The sequence below is a fragment of the Prochlorococcus sp. ALOHA_ZT_50 genome (genome assembly GCF_022447305.1).
In the GTDB taxonomy this organism is placed as follows: domain Bacteria; phylum Cyanobacteriota; class Cyanobacteriia; order PCC-6307; family Cyanobiaceae; genus Prochlorococcus_A.
The window spans coordinates 26,190-52,121 of the sequence record NZ_JAKVCI010000015.1 but is presented as its reverse complement, the minus strand read 5'-3'; the positions used below and the strand labels follow the sequence as shown (position 1 = coordinate 52,121).

Genomic DNA, 25,932 nt, shown 5'->3' with positions numbered 1-25,932 from the left:
AACTTTTTGGAAAACATAGAAAATAATATTTACGTAAATCAAAAATTTTATAAAATAATAAACTATCCTCAAATCAAGTTTATACATGGCGGCGTTAATCCAGAAAATAAATCTTATCTAAAACGAAAACAAAACCTGAATAAGACAAGTCCAACAATACCTTTAGAAATAAAATTCAAAGAAGAAATTAAACCAAGATATAACTATCAAATAAAAAATCCTAATGAAACTGAAAATTTAGTTAATACTTTTGAGAGTGGTTCAATCGCTATGGTTAAGAGCGGTAAGAATAAGTCTTCATCTACTGAATTTTTTTTTGTAACGACTAAGATCCCAGAACTAGATGGAAGATATTCGATTTTTGGAAAGATTATTAAAGGATTAGACGTACTCGAAAAAATCAATAAAGAAGACTACATCAAGGCAGTCCAGATATCTAATTAAATTTCTAGAGAATATTTGTTTATTTTCAACATTTCTGTATTAACTCCTGAAGAGCGTTTAAGAGCTACCTTACCAGTCCTCGCTATTTCAAGGATGCCGTATGGCTCGAGTAATTTCTCTAGAGCAACTAACTTCCCAGGATCTCCAACTACCTCGAGAGTTAAGGCCATATCTGATACATCAACAACTTTTGCACGGAAAATCTGTACTATATCAAGGATATTACTCCTAGTATCTTCTTTCGATGAAACTTTTAGTAACATCAATTCCCTCTCAACAGCTGCGAGATTAGTAAAATCTACAACTCCCAGAACATTAAATAACTTATTAAGTTGCTTAGTCATTTGTTGAAGAGTTTCATCATCACCCTCTACTACCATTGTTAACCTTGAAATCCCTTTAGATTCTGCAGGTCCTACTGCAAGGCTATCTATGTTGAATCCCCTTCTAGCAAAGAGACCTGAGATTCTACTCAAGGCTCCAGATTCATCTTCTACAAGAACTGATAATGTATGTTTCATATTTTAAAAGGTTTTTAAATCTCTAATCCATTCATAAGAAATTCTATTGAATACTGAAGGGTCTTCATCATGGATACAATGCCCTGAATTGGATACTATTTTTAATTTTACCCATCTATGGAAATTTGCAATCTTTTTACCAACAAACAAAGGTATGAAATTATCTTTTTCTCCCCAAATCAATAAAAAAGGAACTTTTTTTGAGGCGCTAAGTTTTCTCAAAAGGTAAGAAGCTTGAAATTTTTCATCTCTTGAAGACATTCCAATACACATTGCTCTTAATGATCTAGCTGAAGTTCTCCTTAAAACTGGTTTTGTTACCAAATCTATTAGTTCGCGATCAATATTATCTTTTTTGAAATAGGCAGAATTTAGTCCCAGTTTTATAACCCCTAATTTGGTTATTAAAAATAAAATAATCTCCAAAGGGAAAAACATAAAAAATATTCTTATGAATCTATCTTGAAATTTCTTAAATGATGATTTTTTTGTTATGGACTTTTTATTTTCTTGAATTTGATCTGGCAAAGGCGATGCAATAACTGTTGCAATCTGATCCTCTAATGAAACAGCACATGTTAAAGCAACTAGTGATCCAAGGGAATTGCCAATAAGAATTACTTTCCCAGAATTCTTTGGTCTTATCACCTGTGCAATAAAGTCTTTCACTTGATTAGACCAAATCTCATTATCTAGTTTTCCAATTTGTCTAATCCCAGGTTGATCTGAATCCCCAAATCCTATTAAATCCAAAGAATAAGAGGCAAAATTCTTTTTCGCAAAATACTCTAAATTGTTTCTCCAATGTTTTCGACTTGCTCCAAATCCATGGAGAAAGATAATTGGAATCTCATTTTCTTCGCCTGTAACACTCCAACAAATTTTAAAACCATTCCAATTCCAGTAATTAGGAATGTTTATATTTTTTTTAAAATTATTATTCATATATTCAAAAATTTTCAAGATATTTGAATTATCTACATTTTTAACAAATAAATGTATATTGAATGTAAATTATAGTAATCATTAAATTTTACTATGGCTAAAGAAATTTTTAGTATTGCAGCAGTTTTTTGGATACTGATACCAATAGGATTAGTTGGTGGTGCTTTGTTATTAAAGTTTCAGGGAGACTGATTCTCACGGATACATCACAATTTGAGTTATGGTCTTAAAGTTAAGTAAATCTTAAGTATGAAGATTCTTTTAGTAGGAGCAACAGGGACACTTGGTAGACAAATAGCAAAGCAAGCTATAGAAGAGGGACATGAAGTAAGATGCTTTGTAAGAAATCCAAGAAAAGCTTCCTTTCTACAAGAATGGGGTTGTGAGCTAACAAAAGGTAATTTATTAAATTCTTCTGATATCGAATATGCATTGCAAGATATTGAAGTAGTTATTGATGCAGCGACTAGTAGGCCAGATGATCCTAAAAGTATTTATGAAATTGATTGGGATGGAAAACTTAACTTATTCAATGCTTGCGAATCTTTAAACGTAAAAAGGGTAATATTCCTTTCTATCCTCCTAACAGAAAAGTTTAGAAATGTTCCTTTAATGGACATTAAATTTTGCACTGAAAAACTTCTTGAAAAATCTGATTTAGACTATACAATCTTCAAATGTGCAGCTTTTATGCAAGGAGTTATTGGTCAATTCGCAATCCCAATCTTGGATAGTCAAGCAGTGTGGATGAGTGGGACTCCAACTAAAATTGCTTATATGAATACTCAAGATATGGCGAAAGTTGTTGTAGCAGCAGTAAATAATCCAAAAACTCACAGAACATCATTGCCATTAGTAGGTCCCAAAGCATGGGATTCAAATGAAGTTATATCTTTATGTGAAAAATTTAGTGAAAAAAAGGCGAAAATTTTTAGAGTTTCCCCCTTCCTTATTAGTGTCACTCAAAAAGTAGTTTCCTTTTTCCAAGATTCTCTTAATGTTGCTGAGCGATTGGCTTTTGCTGAAGTAACTAGTAGTGGTGAATCATTAGATGCTGACATGAGCAAAACTTACGAAATATTGGAACTTAAAAAAGAAGATATGACCTCACTAGAGAGTTATATAAAGGAGTACTATCAACAAATACTTAAAAGATTAAGGGAAATGGAAGCAGATCTTAATATTGAAGAAAAAAAGAGATTACCTTTTTAATATTGCAATTTTAGAATCAGATAGTATATTTGTACTATATTAAATATTATTGACCTATGTCTGTTTCTAAGTCTAAAAACCTTGAACGAAAACTAGATAATTTTGCAAAAGAAGCAAAAAATGAATTGAATAATGTTTGCGGATCTTCATTATGGGAAAGCCTTGGGTTTGTTTTTTTTGATCAATTAGAAGATTCTGAAAAAATTGCGAAAGCAAATTTTTACTATGGTCAACTTCAAATAATTAATGAAATTAAATTTTCAATTTGAATTGAATTTCATATTTTTACGTATGTAATTTTTCTTAAATCAATTTTGGCCAATCTTTTTCTGATAATATGAACTTAGTAAAAGATTAATTAATGATTGAAACTTCAGGTGTAATAGAAAAAGAGCAGGGGAATGGATTTTATTTGGTTACCTTAGAACAACCTGAAGGACATCAATGTTTATGTAGAGCTGCAGGTAAATTGACTAAATTTAGAATTAAATTATTAGCTGGAGACAAAGTGTTAGTTGAGATAAGTCCTTATGATCTTTCTAGAGGGAGGATAACTTATAGAGAGAGGAATGCAGGCGGTGCTAGACCTACTACTAATAAAAATAATCCCAAGAGAAATAATAAATAAAAAGTTACTTTAGATAATATTTTTTATCGCTTCTTTAAACTCACTTCTTTGTTTAACACCTTGCCATTGTTTTTTTAATAATTTTTCTTTAAAAAGTTGAACTGTTGGTGTGCCGTTAATACCAGCTTGTTTTGCAATATCTTGATCTTTATCAATATCTATTTCAACGCCAAGAACTGCACCATCAAGTTCTTTAATTACCCTTTTTAACTGAGGTTTCAAAACATGACATGGGCCGCAGCTAGGGGAACTAAAAATTACTAAGATAGGTTTTTTACTCTCGTGATAAAGTTTCCTTAATGCATAACTGCCTTTTTGCCATTCAGAATTTGAATCGAAAGTATCTTCATTAACTTCTTCTTCATTAAAATCTGATGAATTAAGTTTTTTTTCTGGTTCGGGTGTTTCTCTGACTATAGTTTTTGCTAAGTTTTTCTCGGCTAGCCATCTTTCAGTAGCTAATGCTGCCATGCATCCAGTTCCTGCAGCGGTAACTCCTTGTCTCCACTCAGAATCAACAACATCACCTGCAGCGAAGATGCCTTCAATAGATGTTTCTGGCCTTCCTGATTTGCAAGCAATATAGCCTTTATTATCTAAATCAATTTTGTTGCCTAAGAACTTCGTATTTGGTGTGTGCCCTATCGCGTAAAAAAGACCTTTTATATTGATTTCCCCTTTACCTTCTTGAGAGTGAATAGTTTCTATTCTCTCAAGCCATTCAGAACCATCCGCTTTATCAACTTTTGTGTTCCAATGAATTTCTATCTTTGGATTAGCTTTTACTCTATCTACCATTGCTGCGCTAGCCCTTAATTTTTCTGATCTAACAATCAAATGCACTTTGCTTCCATACTTTGTGAGATATGCTGCTTCTTCACATGCAGAGTCGCCCCCTCCAATAACAGCTAATTCTTCATCTCTAAATTGTGGGGTGGCTCCATCACATATTGCACAAGCACTTATTCCTTTACTCCAGAATTTATCTTCATTTATCACGCCTAATCTATTTGCACTTGCTCCAGTTGCAATAATAATTGAGTTAGATTTTATAGTTCCTTCTAAAGTTTTTAATTCAAAGGGATGTGAATCAGTATTTATTGAGACAACATCACTTTCGTATAAATTAGTACCCCATCTTTCTGCTTGAGCCTTCATTAGATCCATCAATTCAGGACCTAGTACTCCATCTGGGAAACCTGGATAATTTTCAACAAATGTTGTAGTCATTAATTGCCCACCAGGAATTCCACCAGAATTAAATCCTGTTACAAGTAATGGTTGAAGATTTGCTCGTGCGGCATATATTGCAGCGGTGTAACCTGCAGGTCCCGAACCTATAATTACAACATTTTCTACGTTTGAAATCTTCTCTTTATTTTCCATTTATTTGCTAATTTCACTATTAATAATAATAAACTAACCCAAATAATGTAGGGCGGATTTCACTCGATAGATTTATTACTCAATCGTTGACTTTTTGGTCTAATAACTTTTTTAATTCCTTTGGGAAGTTTAAAACAGAATCTTTTAAATTTTCGTTCTTTTCTCCAATATGTAATATCCACTCTCTAAATTCTTCTGCGATTGCATAACTGTCTTCATATCTTTCTAGAGTATCCATTGCAGAAATTCTGTTGGTAGCCCAACAGGTCGCTATGTCGATCCTTTTTCTAATGAAATTGTCCATTGAAAGATTTAAGTTGTATATAGATAAACACATCAGAGAACCTATGTATTGTCTAATAAGTTACAACTTTGTACTTCCAAACAATAATTTAATCTTTAATTTATATTTGAGCCAATTTTTGGGTAAATTATAAAGAAAATATAAAGAAATAGAGTTAGACTGCCTCGCTGTGATTTGCAAGTAGCCTTTCAACTTCCTCAAAACCCTCTTTAGCTGAATTTATTGCAAGTTCCTCGCTAACTTTTTCTTCTGATATTAATTTTGCGGATATTTTCTTTAAAAGAGTTTCTTTCTTTTCTCTTAGTGAACTAACAATTTCTTCTTCAATGATAGATTTTATTGCTTTAGAAATTATTTTTTTATCATTTGCTTCCTCGAATGTGCCCTGAACTAATTCTTGAATAAATAATCGATGAACCTCACTACTCCTTAGAAAGCTTTCTGTGGCATTAATAATTCCTTCAACAAGAGCTTCATCAGGTTCAGAATCATTTTCTGCCAGCTTAAATTCCCAATCTAAATGTCTTCTTTGCCAACCTGCCGAGTGGAGACTGGGCATGACTGTCTGTGAATAAGTATCAACTGACATTTCATAAATTCTCTCTGCTAATTTCTCGCACCAGTCTTTACCATGCTTTTCTAGATTTTTCTGCATAGCTTGCCTTGGAACAGCATGACCACCATGATGACTGTGGCACACTCCATCAGGACATTCGATTGCTTTTATACTCATTGGATTATTTAGTACTTATATATTCTAGATAGCTATTTTTTATAGAAAAGAAAATATATTTTTAACAAAAATCCAAGACTTTTGACTTTCTTCAATTTATATTTAGTATGTTAAAAAAATAAATAAATTGACAAAGATACTTATTCCTTCCGAAACAAGCTCTGGTGAAAGGAGAGTTTCAGCTACACCAGAAGCGGTAAAGAAATTAAAAAGCCTTGGATGTGATGTTTATATTGAAAGTTCAGCAGGAAAATTATCAGGATTTAGTGACTTATCATATGAAGAATCGGGCGGAACAATAATAAACAACTTAGATCAAAAAATTTGGGGTGAAGCTGACTTAATATTTTGTGTTCAAACTCCATCAGAGGATAATTTAACTAAGTTAAAGAAAGGCGCTGTTCTTCTTGGTCTTCTTAACCCATATGGTAATAAGGAGCTTCTTAGGATTATAAATAGTAATAAGATTTCAGCTTTATCACTAGAGTTGCTTCCGAGGATTAGTAGAGCTCAATCTTCTGATGTTCTTTCTTCACAGGCCAATATTGCTGGATATAAAGCAGTTCTTTTGGCTGCAAGTGAGTTAGATAGATATTTCCCAATGCTTATGACTGCAGCAGGGACAGTCCAACCTGCCAAAGTAGTGGTTCTTGGTGGAGGCGTTGCAGGATTACAGGCAGTTGCGACAGCAAAAAGACTTGGAGCAATAGTATTTGTATCTGATATTAGACCTGCTGTTAAAGAACAAGTAGAGTCCCTCGGAGCAAGATTTATAGAACTTCCTGAAGTTGAGGAAAAGCCAGGAGAGGCAGGAGGTTATGCAAAAGCTGTAACACCCGAATTCCTCTCAAAACAGAAGGCAACTTTAACTAAATATTTATCTGAAGCTGATGTTGCTATATGTACTGCGCAAGTTCTAGGTAAAAAGGCCCCTGTTTTAATAGACTCACCCATGATTAAAAAAATGAGGCCTGGAGCAGTAGTTATTGATTTAGCAGTTTCTCAGGGAGGGAACTGCGAAGGAACAAAATCAAATGAAACTATTATCAAAGATGGGGTAAAACTTATAGGAGCGGGCGAATTACCCTCTTCAGTTCCTTATGATGCAAGTTCACTTTATGCTAAGAACTTAACATCTTTGATTACACCATTTATAAAAGATGGTGTAATTAAATTAGATAAAGAGGATGAACTCATTTCTGGATGTTTATTAAGCGATGAAGGAGTTGTTCTTCAAAATAAAGTTTTTGAAAATTGAGGTTTTAAAATTATGTCTTTTATAAGTCTTCTTTGGGTTCTTTTACTTGGTAGTTTATTAGGCCTCGAGTTAATTGGAAAAGTTCCTCCTACTCTTCACACACCTCTAATGAGTGGAGCAAATGCAATTTCAGGAATAACAATGCTTGCAGCCTTGACTTTAATTGTAAAAGCAGAAGGTAACGTACCACTTTTAATCATTGGTTCAGTTTCTCTTGGATTTGCTCTTTTCAACGTTGTAGGCGGTTTCTTTGTAACTGATCGAATGCTCGCGATGTTTAGTCGTAAACCATCAAATAAGAAGTAATTTTTAACATGAATCTACCTGTAATCATTAAATTCGTTATTGACCTTCTAGCAGTACTTTTACTGGCTTTGGGAATAAAAGGATTGTCAAAAGTAAAATCAGCAAGGGATGCCAATAGATTAGCTGCATTTGCAATGTCGCTATCAGTAGTAGGATTACTTTCTTATTATTTAGGCACTTCTGGAATTGCTATTCAGTCTTGGATTTGGATAATAATTGGATCAATCATAGGTAGTTTATTCGGAGCAATTCTTGCAAAAAAAGTACCTATGACCTCCATGCCTGAAACAGTGGCATTGTTCAATGGTTGTGGAGGAATGTCATCACTTTTAGTGGCCTTAGGAGTAGCTATTTTTCCTATATCTGGTGGCCAAGAAAATTTTGATTTTTTTAAGTCACTGATTAACGAAGTTTCAATATCTGTTTCTATATTTGTTGGTGCCATAACTTTCACAGGTTCAATTGTGGCGATGGCAAAGTTACAGGGTTGGTTGTCAACTCCAGGATGGACTCAGAGCAAAGTTAGACATTTTGTAAATATTGTTTTTGCAGTTGCTTCCTTGATAGCCTTTTTTGATTTGATAAACGGCAATACAAGTTCTATTTGGCTTTTAGTTATAGTTTCTTCTTTATTAGGTATTGGAGTTACTTTGCCAATTGGTGGAGCTGATATGCCAGTCGTTATATCTTTATTAAATAGCTATTCAGGGATTGCAGCAGCAGCAGCAGGTTTCGTTGTAGATAGTCAGCTTTTGATAGTAGCAGGCGCAATGGTTGGAGCAGCAGGTCTAATACTTACTCAAGTAATGTGCAAGGGTATGAATAGATCATTGGTCTCAGTTCTTTTTGGAGGATCTTTATCTGCACAAAGTACAGCCTCTTCTGGTTCAGGAGAATATACAAATATAACTTCTTGCAGTGTTGAAGAATGTGCATTGACTTTAGAGGCAGCCAACAAGGTAATTATTGTTCCTGGTTATGGTCTAGCGGTAGCTCAAGCTCAACATACTTTAAGGGAAGTGACAAAAAAACTAGAGCAAAATGGTATTGAAGTTGTTTACGCAATTCATCCTGTAGCAGGGAGGATGCCTGGACATATGAATGTACTTTTAGCAGAAGCAGATGTTCCTTACGAACAACTTAAAGAGATGGACGTTGTAAATCCTGATTTTCCAGCAACGGATGTTGTTTTAGTTTTAGGAGCAAATGATGTGGTTAATCCTCAAGCTAAAAATGATAGCTCTTCTCCTTTATATGGCATGCCAGTTCTTGATGTGCAGGAAGCAAGAACGGTATTTGTAATTAAACGTGGTATGAGTGCAGGTTACTCCGGAATAAAAAATGATTTATTTGATCTGCCAAATACCTCAATGGTCTTTGGTGATGCAAAAAAGGTACTGAATGATTTGATTGGAGAATTAAAGGATCTTGGAGTTGGGGAGAAATAATAGTATATCTTTTAGTTTTTCAGATTACGTAAAAAATAAGCCATTTCGAGAAGTCTTACCTTGGATAGGTGGCGACTTACAAACTTTGAGAGATACTTTTGTTATTGATTTTGGTAAATCAAAAAAAAATAAAAAAATATTCTTTCCGATTAATAAAATTCTTTCTAAAAAATTTGAATGTGATTATCTTTTAGGTTTTTTAGAATTACCTGAAAACTTAAACTCACTTAGGGGTTTTGTAATCGTTACACATGGTTTAGGGGGCTCAACTAAACGGTTTGGTTTAAGAAGAATCTCTAGGAAATTAGCAAATAATGGTTTTGGAGTTCTTAAATTAAATCTAAGAGGATCTGGATCTGCGAGATATTTAGCTAAAGGAAATTATTGTGCTAGATGCTCCAGTGATGTTATTTCAGCAATTAATTATTTTAAAAAATTCATTAATTTAGAGTTTAAAGATCTCATTAAGATGAATAATCTTCCAATTTACGGAGTTGGATTATCTTTAGGCGGAACAATTCTTTTAAATGCCTGCTTAGATTACGATGAAAACAAAGGAGAAAAACTTTTAGATGGCCTAGCCTGTGTGAGTAGCCCTTTAGATTTATCATCATGCAGTCTCTGTATTGAAAAATCTAGAAATTATATCTACCAAAAATGGTTACTTCACCGCTTAAAAAATCAGTTATGGGAGGGATTTAATGATGAAGGCAAAATTCTTAATAATGAGAAATTAAGAAAAAAAATTAGAACTTTAAAAAGTATAAGGGAATTTGATCAGAAATTTACAGCTCCAAGTTGGGGATTTAATTCTTTAGAAGATTATTATGTTAAAGCTTCTCCAATATTTAGAATCCAAAACTCAATAAAAAAATTACCTCAAATGCTTTTTATTCATGCCAAGGATGATCCTTGGGTTCCATATAATGCAACTTTGAATTTAAGAGGAAAATTTATTGATAAATTTACTATTTTTATAACTGAAAAAGGAGGTCATAATGGTTTTCACTCTATTAATGGCTGCTGGTCAGACGAAGTAGTAAAGAACTGGTTTATTAGTATCTAGGACTATTTAAAAATGGTGTTTTTTTAAAAATCCATTTTTCTATTGGCTTACCGTTAATAATATGTGAGGTAAAAATTTCTGAAATTTTTTCTGGAGAAACTTTCTCGTACCAAATACCATCAGGCCAAACAAGAAGAATTGGGCCGTTCTTACATATCCTTAAACAGTCAGCTTTTGATCTTAATATATGAACGTTTTTTGTACAGGGATCATTCTCAAATTTTTTTAAAGTCTTTTTCAGACATTCCCATGTTTTTTGACCTTCATTGCCTTTAAAGCATTTCTGTTTTGTGGGTGTTGCGCATAGTAGAAGATGTTTTTTTATATTCACTTTTATCCAATACTTACGTATTTTTTCCCTTTTTTAATTTCTTGCTCAACAAAAAGTCTGGCCCAATTGTCTACTTCAAGAATATCCTCCAATTCGGGACTCAAATTCAAATTCTCCATATGTGATTCACAAGCTTTACTTATAAATGTTGGAATTTCTTGAAAAGAAATTTTTTCTTTGAGGAATTGTTCAACAGCCATTTCATTAGCAGCATTTAAGACTGCAGGCATAGTCCCAGAAGATTTTCCTGCGGCATAGGCAAGTCCCATGCATGGATATTTAAACTCGTCTGGCTCTTTAAAAGTTAATTTTCCAATTTCACTTAGGTTTAATCTTTTCCAATTTGTTTTAAATCTTTCAGGCCAACTCATCGCATATAAAATGGGTAGTTTCATATCTGGCCAACCTAATTGAGCTAATACTGAAGAATCTTCCATCTCAATCATTGAATGAATAATACTTTGAGGGTGGATAACTATTTCGATATTTTCGTAAGAGGTCCCAAATAAATAATGAGCTTCTATAACTTCTAATCCTTTATTCATAAGAGTTGCAGAATCTACAGTTATTTTTTTTCCCATATCCCAATTAGGATGTGAAGTCGCATCTTCCACTGTGACATGCTTTAAATCCTCAACGGCCCAATCTCTGAAAGCACCACCAGAAGCTGTTAAATGTATGGCTTTTAAACCTTTAGGCATCTCTCCTGTTGAAAAATCTGCATTTTCATAATTAGGTAATCCTTGTAAACATTGAAAGATAGCAGAGTGTTCTGAATCAGCAGGTAAAAGCCTACTATTATTTTTCTTTAATGCAGGAATAACAATTGGTCCTGCCGCAATTAAAGTTTCTTTGTTAGCAAGTGCAATATTTTTCCCCGCATTAATTGCTGACATTGTTGGAATTAAGCCTGCACATCCTACTATCCCTGTAACCACAGTATCTGCCTTATCCCATGCTGCAACTGCGTTAATCCCCTCCTTTCCACTCAAAACCAAGGGAGCACTATCCAAATCTAAGTTATTAATATTATCTTTTAAATCTTCTATAAGATTTTCATCCTCAATCGCAACTACTTCTGGTTTATGTGTTTTAACTTGTTCTGTTAATAAATTAATATTTCTTCCTGCCGAAAGAGCTACGGCTTTAAACTTATCAGGCTGCTCACTAGCTATTTCGAGAGTTTGAGTCCCAATTGAACCAGTAGAACCGAGCACAGTAATGTATTTCAATTTTCTCTGATATTTCTAATATCTTCCCATTTAAAGGTGTATTTAAAAAACAAAAATTTCAAATTGGTTTTTTTCTTAAAATTTAGACCCTTATCCATGTTGTTATTTCCTTTGATTGATCAATAAGTTCAATACCTTTTTCTTTTAACAAATTCCTAATTTCATCGGCCTTCGCATAATTCTTTTCTTTTTTTGCTTTCAATCTTTCATTAATAAGCATTGATATTTCTTCTTCTTTTATTTTACTTTCTTTTACTAAAACCTCTTTTTTAAGACCAAGTACCTCAGTCAACTTTTCAAGAGTTTTAAAATTCTCAAGTAGAAAGAATTTTTCATTTAGGTCTATTTTAAAACCTTCAACCCTTTGAAATTGGTTTAAAAAGTTTTTTAATGGTTTCGCTAAATCGTAAATAATTGCAATAGCACCTGCTGTATTGAGGTCATTTCCCAGAGCCTCAGAAAATTTAAGCTTTTTTTGAGATAATTCAAAACTTATTTTCTCTTTATATTCTTCTTCGATAGATTCATTTTTATCAATAGATCTAAAAGCACCTTTTGTAAGGTCCATAAAAGAAAGGGCTACATTAATGTTTTTCCAAGCTTCTGAAGCACTCCTTAAAGCTTCTTCAGTAAAATCAAGTGGTTTTCTATAATTCACAGTCATAACAAAATATCGCAAAGTCATAGGGCTTATACCTGACTTAATTAGCTCTCTGATAGTTTTAAAATTTTTAAGGGATTTACTCATCTTTTGTCCATTTACATTGACCATCCCATTGTGTAACCAATAGTTCGCTAGCTTTTTGCCATTGGCTGCTTCTGATTGGGCGATTTCATTCTCATGATGTGGAAAAATCAAATCAGAACCACCTAAATGGATATCAATAGTATCTCCTAATTCATCTTTAACCATCGCCGAACATTCAATATGCCATCCTGGCCTACCTTTACCCCATGGCGAATCAAAAAATGGTTCATCATCTTTGGCTTTTTTCCATAGTGCAAAATCTTGCGGATTAAGTTTTTTACTATTTTCATCATTAGCCATTCTTCCTTGCTGATTGATATTTTGTTCTTGTATATTTTGATTACTTAGCTTTCCATAATTTTTATTTTTAAAAACAGAATAATAAACATCTCCATCCCTAGAGTATGCATAACCTTTGTCCTCAAGGATTGTTATGAAGGAGCAGATATTGCATATATGATTCGTTGCTCTTGGCATACTATCCGGACGCATTATTCCTAAAGAATCCATATCTTTATGAAATTCAATAATATTTTTTTCAGATACTTCCTTCATTGAACTGCTTTCTTCTTTAGCTCTTTTTAAGATCTTGTCATCAATATCTGTAAAATTTTGAACATACTTCACTTTGAAATCACTGTAAATTAAAAATCTTCTCAATACATCCCAAGCTATATAACTTCTGGCATGACCAAGATGACATAAATCATAAACAGTTACTCCACAACAATAAATTTTTACTACATCATCAATAGGCTTAAAAACCTCAACTTTTTTGCTTAAAGTATTAAAAAGTTTGATCATCTTAAAATAAGTATTTCATAAGGTTTATTTTGTCTCCATCCAATTGTCTCCAATTCCAATATCAACTAAAAGAGGCACATTTAATTTTACACAATCTTCCATAGTCTTCTTTACTAATTTCGTCGTAATTTCCAAAGAATCTGGTTCAACTTCAAACAATAATTCATCATGTACTTGTAAAAGCATTTTTGCGGGAACATTCATTTCTATGAATTTCTTATTTAGTTGAACCATTGCAATTTTAATAATGTCTGCACTTGAACCCTGAATTGGTGCATTAGCTGCGGCTCTTAATGACTGTGCTTCCATGCCAGCCCTTCTTGCAGATTGCAGGTCAATTTCGTAAGGATCTTTCCCTATTAATCTTCCAAGTCCATTTTTATCAAACTTAAATTCTCTTTTTCGACCAAAAATTGTTTTTACATAACCTTTTGATAAGGCAAGCCTTTCTTGAAGTTCAAGAAATTTGAAAATTTTTGAATATCTTTCTTTGTATTTTATTAGGAATTCTTTTGCTTCTGGAGTACTTACTCCTGTAGAACGTGCAAACTTTTTAATTCCCATACCATAGATAACTCCGAAATTTATTGTTTTCCCAACTCTCCTCTCATCAGAAGAAATTTCTTCTTTCTCAAAAATTAATCTTGCAGTCAAAGAATGAATGTCATCATTTTTATGAAATGCATTTATTAGTATTTCTTCATCCGCTAAGTGAGCGAGTATTCTTAATTCGATCTGAGAATAATCAGCTGATAAAAGTTTCCAATTTTTTTCAGGCAAGAATGCTTTTCTGATTCTCCTACTAAATTCAGTCCTAACCGGGATATTTTGAAGATTAGGATTGCTACTACTTAGTCTCCCAGTCGCTGTAGCAGCTTGATTAAAGTTTGTATGAACTCTTCCTGTCTTTTCGTTAATAAGATTTGGAAGAGCATCAATATAGGTGCTAAGTAATTTGCTAAGAGTTCTATGTTTTATTAAATGTTGGATTATTTCATGTTCGTCGACTAATCTTTCAAGAACTACTGCATCTGTACTCCATCCTGTTTTTGTTTTCCGTGATTTTTTCTTATCCAAATTTAATTTTTCAAACAAGATCTCACCAAGTTGTTTTGGTGAAGATAGATTAAAAGTCTCCTCTGCTAATTCATAAACTTTACTTTCAATATCTTCTAAGGTACTTTTTAATTCTTTTGAGAGTTTATCCAAATAAGGGATGTCGATGGTTATGCCATTCATTTCCATTTGGGACAATACCGGCTCTAAAGGCAGCTCGATTTCTTCGAACAATTTGATTAATTCATCTTTTTCCTTTGAAAAACTTTCTTTAAAAATTTTGACAATCTTAAAAGTTAGAAAAACATCATAACCGCAGTAAATACTTGCTTCATCAATATCAACAAATGAAAAGTCTTTATTTTTTCCAACTGTCTCCTTAAATGAAGGAGGCTTAAATCCAAATAATCTAAAACTAATTTCACTTAACCCATGTTTCTCCTGATTATTAAGAAGGTAGTCTGCTAACAAGGTGTCAAAGGTTACGCCTTTAAGATCAAGTCCATGATTAAAAAATATTTGCCTATCAAATTTAGAATTTTGGAGTGCCTTTTCTTTTTTTGGATCTTCTATCCAATTTCTTAGCTTTGAGAAAACATCTTCAATTGATAATTGATTGGGGGTCTCTTTTTTTGTTTGATGACCAAGAGGTATATAAAATAAATCATCATTTTCTTCTCCAAGACATAACCCTATCCCAACAAGTTCTGCATCGATTGGATTCAAACTATTGGTCTCTGTATCTAAAGAAACTATTTGATTGGTCTTGTCTAATCTTTGAATTAATTTATCAAGTAATTCGAAATCATTTACAACAGTTACGTTGATTTTAGGGATTTTATTTTCACTATTTTCTAATTCATTATTGCCTGCGACTTTTGGTGCCTTCTCCTCCTCTTTAGCTACATTATTTTTGTCAAAACCACCTTTGCTGAAAGTTGAATTGAAAATATCAATTTGTCTAAGTAGTGTTGATAGTTCTAATTTTTTCAGTGACTCTGAAAGTAGTTCTTGATTTATATTTTTTAATTCATAACCGTTACTTAAAATTAAAGGCACCTCAGTATTTATTTTTGCTAAATCCCTGGAAAGAAAAGCATTATGTTTATCGTTTCTGAGCTTTTCTATAACTGAACCTTTGATGAATCCTTTATATTTCTTATCGTTGTTCTGCTGAATCTTGTCCAAAGCCTGATAGATTCCATCAAGCGTGTCGTTCTCTTTTAGTAGATTAATTGCAGTTTTTGGACCTACCCCTTTAATACCTGGAATATTATCAGAACTATCACCAGTTAGGGCTTTAAGATCAACTACTCTTTCTGGCGCAACACCTAATTTTTCTTTTACTCCATTTTCATTCATAAGAGTTGGATTTCCACTTTTCGCATATGGACCACCACCCATATAAAGTACATAAATATCTTTTTGATCATCTACTAATTGAAATAAGTCCCTATCTCCAGAAAGAATATTCACGCACCATCCTTTAGAAGAAGCATCATTTGCAATTGTGCCTAGGAGATCATCTGCTTCGTATCCTGGAGATTTAAAAATTGGTAAATTAAGGCTTTCTTCTAAAATGATTTCTAGTTGTTCAATATCCTGAAAAAAAACATCTGGTGCCACATCTCTATTGGCCTTATAATTTGGATCTAATTCATGTCTGAAAGTTGGTTTTTCGGTATCAAACGTAATACAAACACCCTCAGGACTAATATTTTTGCAATTATCCAGAAGACTTTTTAGAAATCCATAAGTGACACTTGTTGGAAATCCCTCTTTGGTAGTTAAACCTCCATCAATCCCTTTGCTAAATGCATAGAAGCTTCTAAAAGCAAGTGAGTGGCCATCGACTAAAAGTAAAATTGGTTTTTTAGAGTTTTCAGATTTTAAACTCATTTTCTCTTCTTAGCCCAAGGTGGAATATCAATAAAGATTTGCTCTCCAGGTTCTAATCCATCAATTACTGAAGTTTTATTTCCACTACTAATACCAATTTCGATTTTTTCAAATTTGGGAGAATTGTTTTTATCAACTTTCAAAATTCCTTTTTCACCTTTTTCAGTGACAATAGAAACTGTTGGTACTAAGATTTTTTCTTCATTACCTTCGACTCTAAATTCAAGATCTGCAGTCATTCCAATTTTAATTTCTTCAGAAATATCTTTAAAATTTAAAGTTACTTCGAATGAGGTTACATTATTATCTTTTACAGCTCTTGTAGCTATTTTTTTAACTATGGCACTATATTTTTTTGAGGGATAAGCCTCAATTCTTACTGAGGCTTCTTGACCTATTTTTATTCTGCCAATGTCACTCTCAGGAACTTTAGCAACAATTTCTAGGCCCTCTGATAGTTCAAAAATAAAGTTTTTGGTTTTAGGGTCTGAACTTAAGTTTGTACTTGGTGTGACATAAGATCCTATCTCAGCATATTTTGCAGTTATCTTTCCTCCATAAGGAGCTTTAATTAGATAGAAACTTTTTTCAGCTTTTGCATCATTAAGTTTGGCGCTACTAATGTTGTAGTTATTTTTATAACTTTCATAGTCTTCTTTACTTACCGCACCTTCTTGATATAAATATTCCCTTCTTAAAAATTCAGATTTTTGTTTTTCTACATTTAATTCAAGTTCTTCAATTTTATAGATAAAGTCTTCATCATCAAGAGAAGCTAAAACCTGATCTTTTTTTACAAGATCGCCCTCATCTACTTTGATTTCTTTTATTACGCCTTGCTTCCGAGGCCCAATATTGCTTGTCCTTATTGCTTTTACTTCACCACTAGTATTAATTGAATCTGAGAGGATTCCTTTTTCAACTTGAACTACAAAATCAGAAATATCTTTTGACTTATTTTTCTTGAAGGAATTGGTTATAAAAACGAAAAATATAGCTAGAGAAAGCAATATAATTCCACTTCTTAGATTTATATTTTTTTTTATTAAATCAAACATTTCTTTTTAAAAGCAGAAGTAGAGAATATTTAGGAACTAAATAAATAATCAAGACGATTATAATTAACTTATCCAAGATTGGTTAAGTAAATACTATATTACTAGAAGATGTTTTCTTGATAATTTTTCCATAAGTTTTTTCAAATGTTAAAAGCAGGTATTATTGGATTACCAAATGTTGGAAAATCAACTCTATTTAATGCACTTGTAGAAAATGCTAAGGCCCAAGCGGCTAATTTTCCCTTTTGTACTATAGAACCTAATAAAGGCATAGTTTCAGTCCCAGATCAAAGGTTGCAAGAGTTAGGTAATTTAAGTTCTAGCCAAAATATTATCCCAACAAAAATTGAATTTGTAGATATCGCAGGACTAGTAAAAGGAGCTAGTAAAGGCGAAGGTTTGGGAAATAAATTTTTATCAAATATTAGGGAGGTTGATGCAATAGTTCATGTTGTAAGGTGCTTTGAAGATAGTGATGTAATTCATGTTTCTGGAAAGGTAGATCCCTTGGATGACATTGAGATAATTAATCTGGAATTGAATTTAGCTGATTTATCTCAACTCCAAAAAAGAAGAGAAAGAATTAAAAAACAGGTTAGAACTAGTAAAGAGGCAGCAAAAGAAGATACCTTACTAGAAAAAATTGAAGAAGAGCTAGAGAAAGGCCTTTCAGTTAGATCAATATCTTTGAGTGAAGAAGAAAATTTAATAATTAAGCAACTAGGCTTCCTTACTGCTAAACCAATTATTTACGCAACAAATTTGAATGAAAATGATTTAGCTGAAGGTAATGATTTCTCATCAAAAGTTCAGAGTTTTGCAAGCAATGAAAATACAGAATGTATAAAAATATCAGCGCAAGTCGAATCTGAATTAATAGAGTTAGAACCAGAAGATAAAAAAGACTACCTTATTGGTTTAGGAGTAGAAGAAGGGGGATTAAGTTCTTTAATTAGATCAACATATAAATTATTGGGATTAAAAACTTATTTCACTACCGGAGAAAAGGAGACAAAAGCATGGACCATAAAAGATGGGATGACTGCGCCACAGGCAGCAGGAGTAATTCATACTGATTTTGAAAAAGGATTTATAAGAGCTCAGACTATTTCGTATCAAAATTTAATTGATTCAGGTTCAATTGCCAATGCAAAAACTAAAGGTCTTTTAAGAAGTGAAGGTAAGGAATATATTGTTAACGAAGGTGATGTAATGGAGTTCTTATTTAATGTTTAGTAAGTCTCTTAAGGCTTACTATTTTGCTTTTTGAATTTAAATTCAAAAAATGAAATTAATAAAATTAAGATACATCCTAAGCAACTTCCTATTAACCCAAAAACAATGGTTGTAAAGCCATCATCGTAGCCATATTGTAGTTGTGGTAAGTGAGGGGGTATTGGCATTATTTTTCAACAGAATTTTCAATATCTTCCAGTAAATGTTTAGTTGATCTACTAAAACCATTAGTTTTTAAATAGTTTTGAGCCTCTCTAAATTTTTCAGCTACTCTTTTTGCATAAGGAGTATTCATGGAATTTTGAGTCATGTTGAAAATGCGACTCATTTTATAATCTGATTTAGGTAACCCCTTGATAAGTATTCAAAAATACAAGAATATAAAAATAGGATTTTTTACTTACTAAGAAATTTATTGTGAAAAGTTCTTGATTCTCCAAATAAAGTTTTTTCAAATTAGAAAAATTGACAATGACAAATATATTATTAATTCTTTTTTTTGTACTTTTATTTTTATTACTTTTTTATTCAAAACGAAATAGAGGGTTAGCCCAAAAAACAACAATTAGTCCAACTTATGTACCTTTCTTAAAAGAACAAGAATTTAATCCTGACATAAGTACTGATAATTGGGATTTACACAAACTTAGATTAGATAAATTTAAAAGATCACAATATAAGGGATTAACTTTCTTCGTAAGTTCAGAAAATAAAATTTACTATCTTTCTGAAGAAGGGGATAAGGTTTATTGCTAACAGGTGAAATTAATTTTATAAATAAGAAAAGCCGATAGAAATTAATAATATTAATGAAGTATTTTTTTTTATTATCAGAAAAGTTCTATAAGTTTATCGAATGGGAGTGGAATACTTTAAAAAATCTAAGAAGAACAAAAAGAAAGAATTTTTTTCTAAGAGGATCATTTGCGTTATTTAGTTTATTCTCTATTCTTTTTTTAATATTTTCTCCTCCTATCGCTTTTGGATTGTTATTTGGAGAGGGATTGAAATTTAGTACTTTTTTTATTTGGATATGGATTTTAAATTTGAAGTTTTTTTGAAAATGTATAATTTATTTCCCGAGATTATTTAAAATTAAGAATATAAAAAATTTACCTTATGCCAAAAATATTCAAACAAAATAAGTTCGCTTTGTTGGGAGCAAATATATTAATAATTTTACTTTGGGTAACTATATCTTCCTTTTTGATGAATTTATTTCAAAGTGAAAATGCCCCATTTTATATGTATAAAATTTCTTTTTTAATCAGATTCCTTCCTCCTATTTGGGTTACATGGTTCCTTTGGATAAAAAGAGGTGGTTTAAAAAGATAAATTACAAAAGCATTTTTACGGATTTACTATAAAAACAAATCAGTTAAGATCTGAAAGCTTACTTGAAATTTTCATGTAAGAATTAGGTAATTGAGAGATTGTTTTTAGCTAAGAAACAATCTCTTTTTTTTACAAATATTTTTTCTCATAAAAAAGTGTTTGTCAGTATCCCTATTGACAAACACTCATGACGATCATTTTTTAAAAATTAAACAGGCAATCTATTATCAATTTCTACTACTCCAGAATCCATAAGACGGCCGATCTTAATAACTAAAGCCATATCTAACCTTGAAAATTCAGATTGATGGTTAGTTATCCAATCAAGTTCAGAAAGAGTTATAACTCCCAAAGTATTTACTTTAAGAAAAAGTAAGCCTAAATTCATTTTAAAAAATTCCTGGGATTATCCATCCGAATAAGCCATAATTTACAACTAATGCAAATAAGCCCATCATTGCCATTCTTCCATTAGTTCTCTCGGCGTTTTGCCAATAAGTTGTTTTTGAATTTTCCATTTTTCTGATTTGTAGAAATGTTAAATAGTAGGTTTTTAAACGAAACCAGGAATTATTTGACCTGTTGTTAGGTATGCTCCAACAGCAGCAATTAATCCAAGCATTGCGAATCTGCCGTTAAGAGTTTCAGCAACAACTTTTTCTTTTTCGATTGTTTTGACTTTTGTGTTTGTGTTTTTCATTTGATTAGAAGATGAATAGTTTAAATTTTCGTTTTGAAATTGCTTGGTTAAATAAGCAACGAGGATGGCTGTAAAGAATACAATTACGGCTAAGAAACCTGAAAGTGGACTCATTAAAAAATGCCAGGAATAATTTGTCCGGTTGAAACGTAAGCACCTACTAACGCAACAAGGCCAATCATTGCCCAACGACCGTTAACTTTTTCTGCATTTTGTGGGTAGCTGTCGTAAGAAACAGACTCATCTATGTAAGGACGTGTCTCAGTAGGAAACATATTCTGTCTGCCACCTGATTCAGTAGTAACGTTTGAATTAGCCATTGAAGTTGTGTAATTGTTAATTAATGTAACACTACTATTAACAAATGTAAAGTATTAAGCCGAAATTAAGTTATTTTCAAGATATTTACTACATAACTGTCACAGAACCGTGACATATGCATTTAAATAGTTGTTTTTTAGGCTTGCTAAGCTTTAAAGATTGGCTCGAAAACTATAAAGAGTTCAATTTGATGTTTAAGTATTTATTTTTAAATCTTTAGAAAGATATCAATTTGGTAGAAAAAACTACATCATTCTGAAATTTGAATAATTAGTTTTTAGATATAATCTATTTCACTTTATTATGGAATTCGCAAAAAAAATCATGACCGAAAAAGCTGAAAAGCTTAATGGTAAAGCAGCAATGCTTGGAATGTTTGCTCTTGTAGGAGCCTACTATTTTACTGGTCAAATTCTTCCAGGTATTTTCTAATAAAAATCCTTTTTAAATTTTTTCAGGGCTTTATCAAGCCCTTTTTTACTGGATTATGCCCTTTTTAATTATCTAATAATTCAAATAATTTACTTATTAGAAGCTTTCTTTTTGAAAAAGTTTTATCAATATATTTTTTATTCTCTTCTTTTAAAATTTCCTGACCATTTAAGCCTAATCCTTTAAGGACAAACTCTTTATCTTCTTTAATCCAGTTATTTATCATTCCCCCCGTCGTCTCTATATGGAATTGTAATCCGTAAGCAAAATTACCAATCCTAAAAAACTGTTCCTTACAACGTGCACTACTAGCAATGAGTACTGCTTTATTAGGTAATAAAATCCTATCTCCATGCCAATGCAGTACATGAAAAGGGTCTTCAAACAGTGCTTTAAAGTCTTTATTTGATTTATTAATAAAAATTTGAGACCATCCAATTTCTGGTAATGCTTTTGGAGGTGATCCATATTTAAGAATTTCTACATCTCCTCCAGCAGCACTCGCAAGCAACTGAGCACCTAAGCAAACACCGATTATAGGTCTCTCATTTTCTAATTCTTTTTTTATAAAATCTCTTTCTAACTTAAGCCATGGATATCTGTCGCTTCCAATATCTTTAACTCCCATTGGTCCACCCATAATTAAAATTAAGTCACCTTTTTTTGTTTGCGGCAGAGCATTTTTATTATCTAAACGAATAATTTCTATTTTTAAATCTCTTTCTTTAGCAAATTGTTCAAAAAGACCTGGCCCCTCTATTTCTAAATGCTGCAAAACTAATAGGCGTCTTATTTCCTTCATTCACTTTCCATTATTTCAGCTGATTCAGAACAGACATTAACGCTAAACCACTTCATTGCCGACCAAGTATCTTCTTGGTATGTACCTGCTGCAATACTTACAAAACAATCATTTTCATACCAACTTCGATAACTGGGAGTTACTCCCGTTCCTTTTAATCTATTTTCTAAGCCTTTTCCATATTTTTTAATAACAAGATTTATAGCTTCATTCTCAATTTCTCTTTGCTTTTCATCAGCAAAACCTCCTAGTGGAGTAAAAAAAAGAATTGATGCAATAAGTAAACGTATCATTGAGTCTTTAGTTTATATGTAGCTAATTTCATATCGATTAATTAATTTTTTAAAATCATCTACTCTATTTTGTCCATTTTTTAATGGTCTTGAGGAGTCAAGAACGGCTGCACAACATAATTGCCAGCAAGATTTTTCATCTAGTCCCAATTTCTTGCATATATTTTTTGGAGCTTTGATAACTGTATTTATTTCTGCAATATGTTGAGTGGTTTCCCATAATTCTCCTTCAAGAAAATCAATTTCAATACTTGATAATAATTCTGTAGCAACGTAATCCTTAATTAGCTCAGTTAATTCCACGATATTTTATTAAAGCAGAGAAGTTAAATAATCTCTTAGTATTTTTTATAGCAGGATAAAAAAAAAGGAACTAGTTTCTACCTCATCTTGAATATCCTGTAGATTTTAAGAGACTACATCATTTCGTATTGATCAAGTTTGGTTTTTAATTTTGTTGCTTGTTTAATCAATGACAAAGCTTCTTTTCTGCCAGTTGAATTATTAGCCTGGACTATAAGATCGGCGTATTTCTTTGCGATTTTTTTTTCCATAATTTAAGATATATAAATACCGTTTTTGAATCTTGAAACTAGCGAGTCACAACTAGAAGTAGATAAGGAGTCAACGGTTAAAACCTCAGAGTCAACAAATTGGAACGGGTTAACTCGTGTTTTTAATTTATAATCAATTAATAAAAAAGCTGTTGGTATCTACGATTACATTGTTTTCAAACCCTGATTTAATTTATAGTTATCCATGAATTGGATTGAAAATTTTCAATCATCTTTTTAATGCAATTAATAAAAAAAGGGGGTTAAAAACCCCCTTCGGTTTATTAAAAGACCTAATTTACTAATTACCTAAACCTAGAGGAGCCCAAAGAGTTGCTTCAGAACCTATAACAGGGACAACTCCTGTAGTTTTTGCATTAGAAACTTTATTTTTAACAATAGGAGTATCTTGTTCTCCTAAAGCTGCCCATAAAGTTGATTGATGAGCGATAACTGGTTGAACTTTTAATGGTTGAGATTGAAAAGAAGGCTTTTGGGTTCTTACAAGTTGGACTCCAAGAGAACCAACAATAAATGCTCCAAGAAAACCTGCAAATACAGCAGTAATATTGTTACTACTTACTGAGGTAGATACGTTATTAGACATAATAGTTATGTGACTAAATTTCATTTTTGACTGAAGTCCCCGTTCCTTGGCTTCAATCTTAATGCGGCTCGTAAAACGAGATGAACGTTTATGTAGTCTACGCTACATTTTAACTATAAGTATAATTTAATTTACAAGATGTTAATGGCAATACAAAAACTTATTAAAAAATAAGAAATTAAATTTTAAAGTGAAGAAAATATATTTGAATTTTTTTGAGTAAAAAATAATTGATTATTTTCATAATTGTTTGCAGAATAACTTTCGGAAACAACAGTTCCGTGAGTTACCCCAAAAATAAAACCAAGTAAGATCGCTAAACGCATCCAAGAATATAAATTTGAAGTTAATTTCCCTCGAATTAAGAATATATGATGTTGTTATTTATACTAAATAATTTTTTATCCCCCAAGATATGACATTGATGGATGAATTTTTTGATTTTTGTCAGTTGTTTTCTCTAATACTTTAAATCGATCTTCACTATAGTTATCTTCTCTAGCTTCCCAAATGCTCTTGATTTTATTTTCCAATTCATGGAGATTAATTGGTAGAGACAACCATGGGTTTAGATTTATACCTTCATTAGAAAAAAGACATGTATAAGCATAACCATCGCTAGTTATCCTCAATCTATTACAGTCTGAACAAAAAGGATTACTTATTGAAGAGATTGTACTTACAAAACTATTTGAATCACTCATGTACCATCTATTAGCAGTTTGTCCCTCCTTTCTTCCGTAGTCTTTTAATCGATGTTTCTTCTTTAATAGCCTAATAATTCTTTCAGAGAAAAAAACATCTGATGGCTGCCAATTATTAGATATCCCTACGTCCATATACTCAATGAAACGAATTTCTATAGACCTTTTTTTTGCAAAATCAACTAATTCAAAAATTTGATTATCATTAATCTCTTTTTTTATAACTGCATTTATTTTTAATTTCCCCGCCTTTGGATTAAATCCAGCATTAATTGCATGATCTATTCCTTCAAGGACAGTAAATAATTTTTCTTTGCCAATAATTTTATTTTCCTCTCCAATCATGTTTGAAAAAATATCAGGATCAATCGCATCTAAACTTACTGTTATGCGGTCTAAACCATTTTTAAAAAGCTCATTAGCTTTTTTCTTAGAGAGCAAATATCCATTTGTGGTTAGAGAAATATCCTGTAAATTAGCTACTGGATTTGATTCTTCTAATCTTTGCGATTTAATTTCATAAAGAAGTTCATCTAATTGAGAACTCAATAAAGGTTCTCCTCCAGTGATTCTTAAAGAATTTACCCCTAATCGACAACTGACTAAAATTAACTTTTTAAATTGTTCAATATTTAAAACATCCAAACTATAGTTCTCAGGCTTACAGTAAATACACGAAAAATTGCAATTTTGTTTAAGAGATAACCTTAAAACTTTTAACTTTCTTTTTCTATTATCCTCCAATTGCTTAAATCCCATTATTCATATTTAAGAATTCTCTCTTGGAATTTATATTAATTAAATCTCCATTTTTTGCATAGAAATATTTATGGGGAATTTGATCAACCCATCCGAGAAAATTTTTCTTCCCAGAGGATAACTTTTTTTTTAATTTAAAATGATTTTCTTCATTGATGGGATAAATTCCGAATAATGGTTGTGCAAAAATTCCATCATGGGATATTAACGCAAAATTTTGATTTTCTTCCCATGATTTAAAAAGTGAATAAATTAATTTTGTATTCAAATTAGGCATATCGACTGGGACAATTAGGATATTTTTAGTAGTTTTTTTAAAAGATGAAAAAATTTGTTCTATACAAGTTAATGGTCCATCAAAGGGTTGGGCATCTGAAATAAACTCAACATTATTGCTTTTATCAACTTCCTTTAAATGAGAAGTATAATTTGTTATTACAAAAGTCTCTAAATTAAGGTTATTTAATATTTTTATTTTGTGAGTCAGCCAATTTCCTCCTTCATGATGTTTAATTAGTGCTTTATCAGATCCCATCCTTGAACTCTTGCCACCAGCCAAAATGAATGCTTTAAATTTTTTAAGTTTTATTTCCATAACTTAGGCAATATTTTTCCACGAGTACTTTATGTATCGGATAATACCAATAATCAGATTACTAATTTTCCCCAATTTTGATTTTATTAGTGCTGACTATTAATTCTAGCCTTTTAAAAAAGTTGCATTTCTTAAAAACTAGATTTCGTATTAAATAATACAAATGAATGCATTGATCGAAATATAAATTGCTTAAAAATTAATCTCGAAAAATT

34 protein-coding genes and 1 pseudogene are annotated in these 25,932 nt (G+C 31.7%); 12 read left to right on the top strand and 23 right to left on the bottom strand.

Going from position 1 to position 25,932, the window contains the following annotated elements; translation table 11 throughout:
* Window positions 1–444: peptidylprolyl isomerase (locus tag MK115_RS05545; protein ID WP_287610076.1), on the top strand; the 444-nt coding region annotated here is incomplete at its 5' end.
* On the opposite strand, the gene ilvN is transcribed toward MK115_RS05545, so the two are convergent.
* The gene (ilvN, locus tag MK115_RS05540) at window positions 441–965 is read right to left on the bottom strand and encodes an acetolactate synthase small subunit (protein ID WP_011818754.1); all 525 of its coding nucleotides are present in this window, start codon (window positions 963–965) and stop codon (window positions 441–443) included. The genes MK115_RS05545 and ilvN overlap by 4 nt on opposite strands.
* Window positions 966–968: 3 nt before the next feature.
* Window positions 969–1,910: an alpha/beta fold hydrolase gene (locus tag MK115_RS05535; RefSeq protein WP_287610066.1), complete on the bottom strand. Its 942-nt coding sequence runs from the start codon at window positions 1,908–1,910 to the stop codon at window positions 969–971.
* A gap of 93 nt (window positions 1,911–2,003) precedes the next feature.
* Between MK115_RS05535 and petM the strand changes: the two genes are divergently transcribed.
* From petM to infA, 4 genes are all read left to right on the top strand, one after another.
* Window positions 2,004–2,102, top strand: a complete 99-nt coding sequence (petM, locus tag MK115_RS05530) for a cytochrome b6-f complex subunit PetM (protein ID WP_011132786.1) — start codon at window positions 2,004–2,006, stop codon at window positions 2,100–2,102.
* A gap of 57 nt (window positions 2,103–2,159) precedes the next feature.
* A complete protein-coding gene (locus MK115_RS05525; RefSeq protein WP_011818752.1) occupies window positions 2,160–3,122 on the top strand; it encodes an NAD(P)H-binding protein in 963 nt (320 codons plus the stop codon).
* A gap of 56 nt (window positions 3,123–3,178) precedes the next feature.
* On the top strand, window positions 3,179–3,391 hold the full coding sequence (locus MK115_RS05520; protein ID WP_002807551.1) for a DUF8669 family protein: 213 nt from the start codon (window positions 3,179–3,181) through the stop codon (window positions 3,389–3,391).
* Window positions 3,392–3,483: 92 nt separating this feature from the next.
* Window positions 3,484–3,750, top strand: a complete 267-nt coding sequence (infA, locus tag MK115_RS05515; protein ID WP_025906690.1) for a translation initiation factor IF-1 — start codon at window positions 3,484–3,486, stop codon at window positions 3,748–3,750.
* A gap of 9 nt (window positions 3,751–3,759) precedes the next feature.
* Here the strand turns inward: infA and trxB are convergent, their stop codons facing one another.
* The 3 genes from trxB to MK115_RS05500 all read right to left on the bottom strand — a co-directional run bounded on the left by trxB (window position 3,760) and on the right by MK115_RS05500 (window position 6,173).
* A complete protein-coding gene (gene trxB / locus MK115_RS05510; protein WP_287610039.1) occupies window positions 3,760–5,136 on the bottom strand; it encodes a thioredoxin-disulfide reductase in 1,377 nt (458 codons plus the stop codon).
* 79 nt (window positions 5,137–5,215) lie between these two features.
* Window positions 5,216–5,440, bottom strand: a complete 225-nt coding sequence (locus MK115_RS05505) for a DUF8673 family protein (RefSeq protein WP_025888753.1) — start codon at window positions 5,438–5,440, stop codon at window positions 5,216–5,218.
* 154 nt (window positions 5,441–5,594) lie between these two features.
* Window positions 5,595–6,173 (bottom strand): hypothetical protein, encoded by a 579-nt coding sequence (locus MK115_RS05500; protein WP_025894761.1) that lies wholly within the window; start codon window positions 6,171–6,173, stop codon window positions 5,595–5,597.
* A 127-nt stretch (window positions 6,174–6,300) separates the two neighbouring features.
* On the opposite strand from MK115_RS05500, the gene MK115_RS05495 reads away from it, so the two are divergent.
* The 4 genes from MK115_RS05495 to MK115_RS05480 are packed head-to-tail and all read left to right on the top strand — an operon-like array spanning window position 6,301 to window position 10,251.
* Window positions 6,301–7,431 (top strand): Re/Si-specific NAD(P)(+) transhydrogenase subunit alpha, encoded by a 1,131-nt coding sequence (locus tag MK115_RS05495; RefSeq protein ID WP_287610033.1) that lies wholly within the window; start codon window positions 6,301–6,303, stop codon window positions 7,429–7,431.
* A 12-nt stretch (window positions 7,432–7,443) separates the two neighbouring features.
* Window positions 7,444–7,737, top strand: a complete 294-nt coding sequence (locus MK115_RS05490; RefSeq protein ID WP_011863273.1) for an NAD(P) transhydrogenase subunit alpha part 2 — start codon at window positions 7,444–7,446, stop codon at window positions 7,735–7,737.
* Window positions 7,738–7,745: 8 nt separating this feature from the next.
* On the top strand, window positions 7,746–9,185 hold the full coding sequence (locus tag MK115_RS05485; protein WP_075537483.1) for an NAD(P)(+) transhydrogenase (Re/Si-specific) subunit beta: 1,440 nt from the start codon (window positions 7,746–7,748) through the stop codon (window positions 9,183–9,185).
* Window positions 9,166–10,251 (top strand): alpha/beta fold hydrolase, encoded by a 1,086-nt coding sequence (locus tag MK115_RS05480; protein WP_287610026.1) that lies wholly within the window; start codon window positions 9,166–9,168, stop codon window positions 10,249–10,251. The genes MK115_RS05485 and MK115_RS05480 overlap by 20 nt, the downstream gene beginning before the upstream one ends.
* On the opposite strand, the gene MK115_RS05475 is transcribed toward MK115_RS05480, so the two are convergent.
* From MK115_RS05475 to MK115_RS05455, 5 genes are all read right to left on the bottom strand, one after another.
* Complete coding sequence (locus MK115_RS05475) at window positions 10,241–10,582, bottom strand: (2Fe-2S) ferredoxin domain-containing protein (protein ID WP_075487132.1); 342 nt, start codon at window positions 10,580–10,582, stop codon at window positions 10,241–10,243. The genes MK115_RS05480 and MK115_RS05475 overlap by 11 nt on opposite strands.
* Before the next feature lie 2 nt (window positions 10,583–10,584).
* Window positions 10,585–11,814 (bottom strand): 1-deoxy-D-xylulose-5-phosphate reductoisomerase, encoded by a 1,230-nt coding sequence (locus MK115_RS05470; protein ID WP_287610023.1) that lies wholly within the window; start codon window positions 11,812–11,814, stop codon window positions 10,585–10,587.
* Between the two features lie 82 nt (window positions 11,815–11,896).
* Entirely contained in the window at window positions 11,897–13,366 is a 1,470-nt protein-coding gene (gene cysS / locus MK115_RS05465; protein WP_287610020.1) for a cysteine--tRNA ligase, read from the bottom strand.
* Between the two features lie 24 nt (window positions 13,367–13,390).
* Window positions 13,391–16,321 (bottom strand): DNA polymerase I, encoded by a 2,931-nt coding sequence (polA, locus tag MK115_RS05460; protein WP_287610018.1) that lies wholly within the window; start codon window positions 16,319–16,321, stop codon window positions 13,391–13,393.
* Window positions 16,318–17,379, bottom strand: a complete 1,062-nt coding sequence (locus tag MK115_RS05455; RefSeq protein WP_025888733.1) for an efflux RND transporter periplasmic adaptor subunit — start codon at window positions 17,377–17,379, stop codon at window positions 16,318–16,320. The genes polA and MK115_RS05455 overlap by 4 nt, the downstream gene beginning before the upstream one ends.
* Window positions 17,380–17,523: 144 nt before the next feature.
* Between MK115_RS05455 and ychF the strand changes: the two genes are divergently transcribed.
* On the top strand, window positions 17,524–18,615 hold the full coding sequence (gene ychF / locus MK115_RS05450) for a redox-regulated ATPase YchF (protein WP_287610015.1): 1,092 nt from the start codon (window positions 17,524–17,526) through the stop codon (window positions 18,613–18,615).
* 166 nt (window positions 18,616–18,781) lie between these two features.
* Here ychF and MK115_RS05445 read toward each other — a convergent pair whose 3' ends face one another.
* A complete protein-coding gene (locus MK115_RS05445) occupies window positions 18,782–18,925 on the bottom strand; it encodes a hypothetical protein (protein ID WP_011863263.1) in 144 nt (47 codons plus the stop codon).
* A gap of 161 nt (window positions 18,926–19,086) precedes the next feature.
* Here MK115_RS05445 and MK115_RS05440 point away from each other — a divergent pair, with 161 nt between their 5' ends.
* Window positions 19,087–19,371 (top strand): hypothetical protein, encoded by a 285-nt coding sequence (locus MK115_RS05440; RefSeq protein ID WP_025891036.1) that lies wholly within the window; start codon window positions 19,087–19,089, stop codon window positions 19,369–19,371.
* Between the two features lie 787 nt (window positions 19,372–20,158).
* Here the strand turns inward: MK115_RS05440 and MK115_RS05435 are convergent.
* The 4 genes and pseudogenes from MK115_RS05435 to MK115_RS05420 form a co-directional block, all read right to left on the bottom strand.
* Window positions 20,159–20,338 (bottom strand): PM-15 family protein, encoded by a 180-nt coding sequence (locus tag MK115_RS05435; RefSeq protein ID WP_011818732.1) that lies wholly within the window; start codon window positions 20,336–20,338, stop codon window positions 20,159–20,161.
* Window position 20,339: 1 nt separating this feature from the next.
* Window positions 20,340–20,447, bottom strand: a pseudogene (locus tag MK115_RS05430) (chlorophyll a/b-binding protein); the annotation flags it as partial.
* 56 nt (window positions 20,448–20,503) lie between these two features.
* Window positions 20,504–20,764: a chlorophyll a/b-binding protein gene (locus MK115_RS05425; RefSeq protein ID WP_002805301.1), complete on the bottom strand. Its 261-nt coding sequence runs from the start codon at window positions 20,762–20,764 to the stop codon at window positions 20,504–20,506.
* Window positions 20,764–20,970 carry a CAB/ELIP/HLIP family chlorophyll-binding protein gene (locus tag MK115_RS05420; protein ID WP_011376777.1) on the bottom strand — a complete coding sequence of 69 codons (207 nt, stop codon included), beginning with the start codon at window positions 20,968–20,970 and terminating at the stop codon, window positions 20,764–20,766. The genes MK115_RS05425 and MK115_RS05420 overlap by 1 nt, the downstream gene beginning before the upstream one ends.
* 304 nt (window positions 20,971–21,274) lie before the next feature.
* On the opposite strand from MK115_RS05420, the gene MK115_RS05415 reads away from it, so the two are divergent.
* A complete protein-coding gene (locus MK115_RS05415; protein WP_011863249.1) occupies window positions 21,275–21,403 on the top strand; it encodes a high light inducible protein in 129 nt (42 codons plus the stop codon).
* A gap of 64 nt (window positions 21,404–21,467) precedes the next feature.
* On the opposite strand, the gene MK115_RS05410 is transcribed toward MK115_RS05415, so the two are convergent.
* The 8 genes from MK115_RS05410 to MK115_RS05375 all read right to left on the bottom strand — a co-directional run bounded on the left by MK115_RS05410 (window position 21,468) and on the right by MK115_RS05375 (window position 25,717).
* A complete protein-coding gene (locus MK115_RS05410) occupies window positions 21,468–22,205 on the bottom strand; it encodes a type 1 glutamine amidotransferase (protein WP_287610001.1) in 738 nt (245 codons plus the stop codon).
* On the bottom strand, window positions 22,202–22,498 hold the full coding sequence (locus tag MK115_RS05405) for a hypothetical protein (RefSeq protein WP_025906674.1): 297 nt from the start codon (window positions 22,496–22,498) through the stop codon (window positions 22,202–22,204). Before MK115_RS05405 ends, MK115_RS05410 begins: the two co-directional genes overlap by 4 nt.
* A gap of 12 nt (window positions 22,499–22,510) precedes the next feature.
* Window positions 22,511–22,801: a hypothetical protein gene (locus MK115_RS05400; RefSeq protein WP_025893452.1), complete on the bottom strand. Its 291-nt coding sequence runs from the start codon at window positions 22,799–22,801 to the stop codon at window positions 22,511–22,513.
* Window positions 22,802–22,914: 113 nt separating this feature from the next.
* Window positions 22,915–23,052: a hypothetical protein gene (locus MK115_RS05395; RefSeq protein WP_187149042.1), complete on the bottom strand. Its 138-nt coding sequence runs from the start codon at window positions 23,050–23,052 to the stop codon at window positions 22,915–22,917.
* A gap of 301 nt (window positions 23,053–23,353) precedes the next feature.
* Window positions 23,354–23,659, bottom strand: a complete 306-nt coding sequence (locus tag MK115_RS05390) for a hypothetical protein (protein ID WP_079298329.1) — start codon at window positions 23,657–23,659, stop codon at window positions 23,354–23,356.
* Between the two features lie 185 nt (window positions 23,660–23,844).
* Entirely contained in the window at window positions 23,845–23,985 is a 141-nt protein-coding gene (locus tag MK115_RS05385) for a hypothetical protein (RefSeq protein ID WP_158078499.1), read from the bottom strand.
* Window positions 23,986–24,060: 75 nt separating this feature from the next.
* Window positions 24,061–25,122: a GTP 3',8-cyclase MoaA gene (locus MK115_RS05380; protein WP_209134811.1), complete on the bottom strand. Its 1,062-nt coding sequence runs from the start codon at window positions 25,120–25,122 to the stop codon at window positions 24,061–24,063.
* The gene (locus MK115_RS05375) at window positions 25,112–25,717 is read right to left on the bottom strand and encodes a molybdenum cofactor guanylyltransferase (protein WP_287609991.1); all 606 of its coding nucleotides are present in this window, start codon (window positions 25,715–25,717) and stop codon (window positions 25,112–25,114) included. The genes MK115_RS05380 and MK115_RS05375 overlap by 11 nt, the downstream gene beginning before the upstream one ends.
* Between the last annotated feature and the right edge of the window lie 215 nt (window positions 25,718–25,932).

Excerpts from the sequence above, each read along its gene's own strand:
- petM (WP_011132786.1), top strand. The coding sequence starts at position 2,004 with ATGGCTAAAGAAATTTTTAGTATTGCAGCAGTTTTTTGGATACTGATA.
- MK115_RS05395 (WP_187149042.1), bottom strand. The coding sequence starts at position 23,052 with ATGGAAAAAAAAATCGCAAAGAAATACGCCGATCTTATAGTCCAGGCT.
- MK115_RS05405 (WP_025906674.1), bottom strand. The coding sequence starts at position 22,498 with ATGATACGTTTACTTATTGCATCAATTCTTTTTTTTACTCCACTAGGA.
- MK115_RS05410 (WP_287610001.1), bottom strand. The coding sequence starts at position 22,205 with ATGAAGGAAATAAGACGCCTATTAGTTTTGCAGCATTTAGAAATAGAG.
- MK115_RS05520 (WP_002807551.1), top strand. The coding sequence starts at position 3,179 with ATGTCTGTTTCTAAGTCTAAAAACCTTGAACGAAAACTAGATAATTTT.
- MK115_RS05425 (WP_002805301.1), bottom strand. The coding sequence starts at position 20,764 with ATGAGTCCACTTTCAGGTTTCTTAGCCGTAATTGTATTCTTTACAGCC.
- ilvN (WP_011818754.1), bottom strand. The coding sequence starts at position 965 with ATGAAACATACATTATCAGTTCTTGTAGAAGATGAATCTGGAGCCTTG.
- MK115_RS05375 (WP_287609991.1), bottom strand. The coding sequence starts at position 25,717 with ATGGAAATAAAACTTAAAAAATTTAAAGCATTCATTTTGGCTGGTGGC.
- MK115_RS05390 (WP_079298329.1), bottom strand. The coding sequence starts at position 23,659 with ATGTCTAATAACGTATCTACCTCAGTAAGTAGTAACAATATTACTGCT.
- MK115_RS05505 (WP_025888753.1), bottom strand. The coding sequence starts at position 5,440 with ATGGACAATTTCATTAGAAAAAGGATCGACATAGCGACCTGTTGGGCT.
- MK115_RS05435 (WP_011818732.1), bottom strand. The coding sequence starts at position 20,338 with ATGAATTTAGGCTTACTTTTTCTTAAAGTAAATACTTTGGGAGTTATA.
- MK115_RS05380 (WP_209134811.1), bottom strand. The coding sequence starts at position 25,122 with ATGGGATTTAAGCAATTGGAGGATAATAGAAAAAGAAAGTTAAAAGTT.
- MK115_RS05440 (WP_025891036.1), top strand. The coding sequence starts at position 19,087 with ATGACAAATATATTATTAATTCTTTTTTTTGTACTTTTATTTTTATTA.
- MK115_RS05535 (WP_287610066.1), bottom strand. The coding sequence starts at position 1,910 with ATGAATAATAATTTTAAAAAAAATATAAACATTCCTAATTACTGGAAT.
- trxB (WP_287610039.1), bottom strand. The coding sequence starts at position 5,136 with ATGGAAAATAAAGAGAAGATTTCAAACGTAGAAAATGTTGTAATTATA.
- MK115_RS05415 (WP_011863249.1), top strand. The coding sequence starts at position 21,275 with ATGGAATTCGCAAAAAAAATCATGACCGAAAAAGCTGAAAAGCTTAAT.
- MK115_RS05525 (WP_011818752.1), top strand. The coding sequence starts at position 2,160 with ATGAAGATTCTTTTAGTAGGAGCAACAGGGACACTTGGTAGACAAATA.
- MK115_RS05485 (WP_075537483.1), top strand. The coding sequence starts at position 7,746 with ATGAATCTACCTGTAATCATTAAATTCGTTATTGACCTTCTAGCAGTA.
- MK115_RS05445 (WP_011863263.1), bottom strand. The coding sequence starts at position 18,925 with ATGACTCAAAATTCCATGAATACTCCTTATGCAAAAAGAGTAGCTGAA.
- MK115_RS05500 (WP_025894761.1), bottom strand. The coding sequence starts at position 6,173 with ATGAGTATAAAAGCAATCGAATGTCCTGATGGAGTGTGCCACAGTCAT.
- cysS (WP_287610020.1), bottom strand. The coding sequence starts at position 13,366 with ATGATCAAACTTTTTAATACTTTAAGCAAAAAAGTTGAGGTTTTTAAG.
- ychF (WP_287610015.1), top strand. The coding sequence starts at position 17,524 with ATGTTAAAAGCAGGTATTATTGGATTACCAAATGTTGGAAAATCAACT.
- MK115_RS05420 (WP_011376777.1), bottom strand. The coding sequence starts at position 20,970 with ATGGCTAATTCAAACGTTACTACTGAATCAGGTGGCAGACAGAATATG.
- infA (WP_025906690.1), top strand. The coding sequence starts at position 3,484 with ATGATTGAAACTTCAGGTGTAATAGAAAAAGAGCAGGGGAATGGATTT.
- MK115_RS05490 (WP_011863273.1), top strand. The coding sequence starts at position 7,444 with ATGTCTTTTATAAGTCTTCTTTGGGTTCTTTTACTTGGTAGTTTATTA.
- MK115_RS05385 (WP_158078499.1), bottom strand. The coding sequence starts at position 23,985 with ATGCGTTTAGCGATCTTACTTGGTTTTATTTTTGGGGTAACTCACGGA.
- MK115_RS05455 (WP_025888733.1), bottom strand. The coding sequence starts at position 17,379 with ATGTTTGATTTAATAAAAAAAAATATAAATCTAAGAAGTGGAATTATA.
- polA (WP_287610018.1), bottom strand. The coding sequence starts at position 16,321 with ATGAGTTTAAAATCTGAAAACTCTAAAAAACCAATTTTACTTTTAGTC.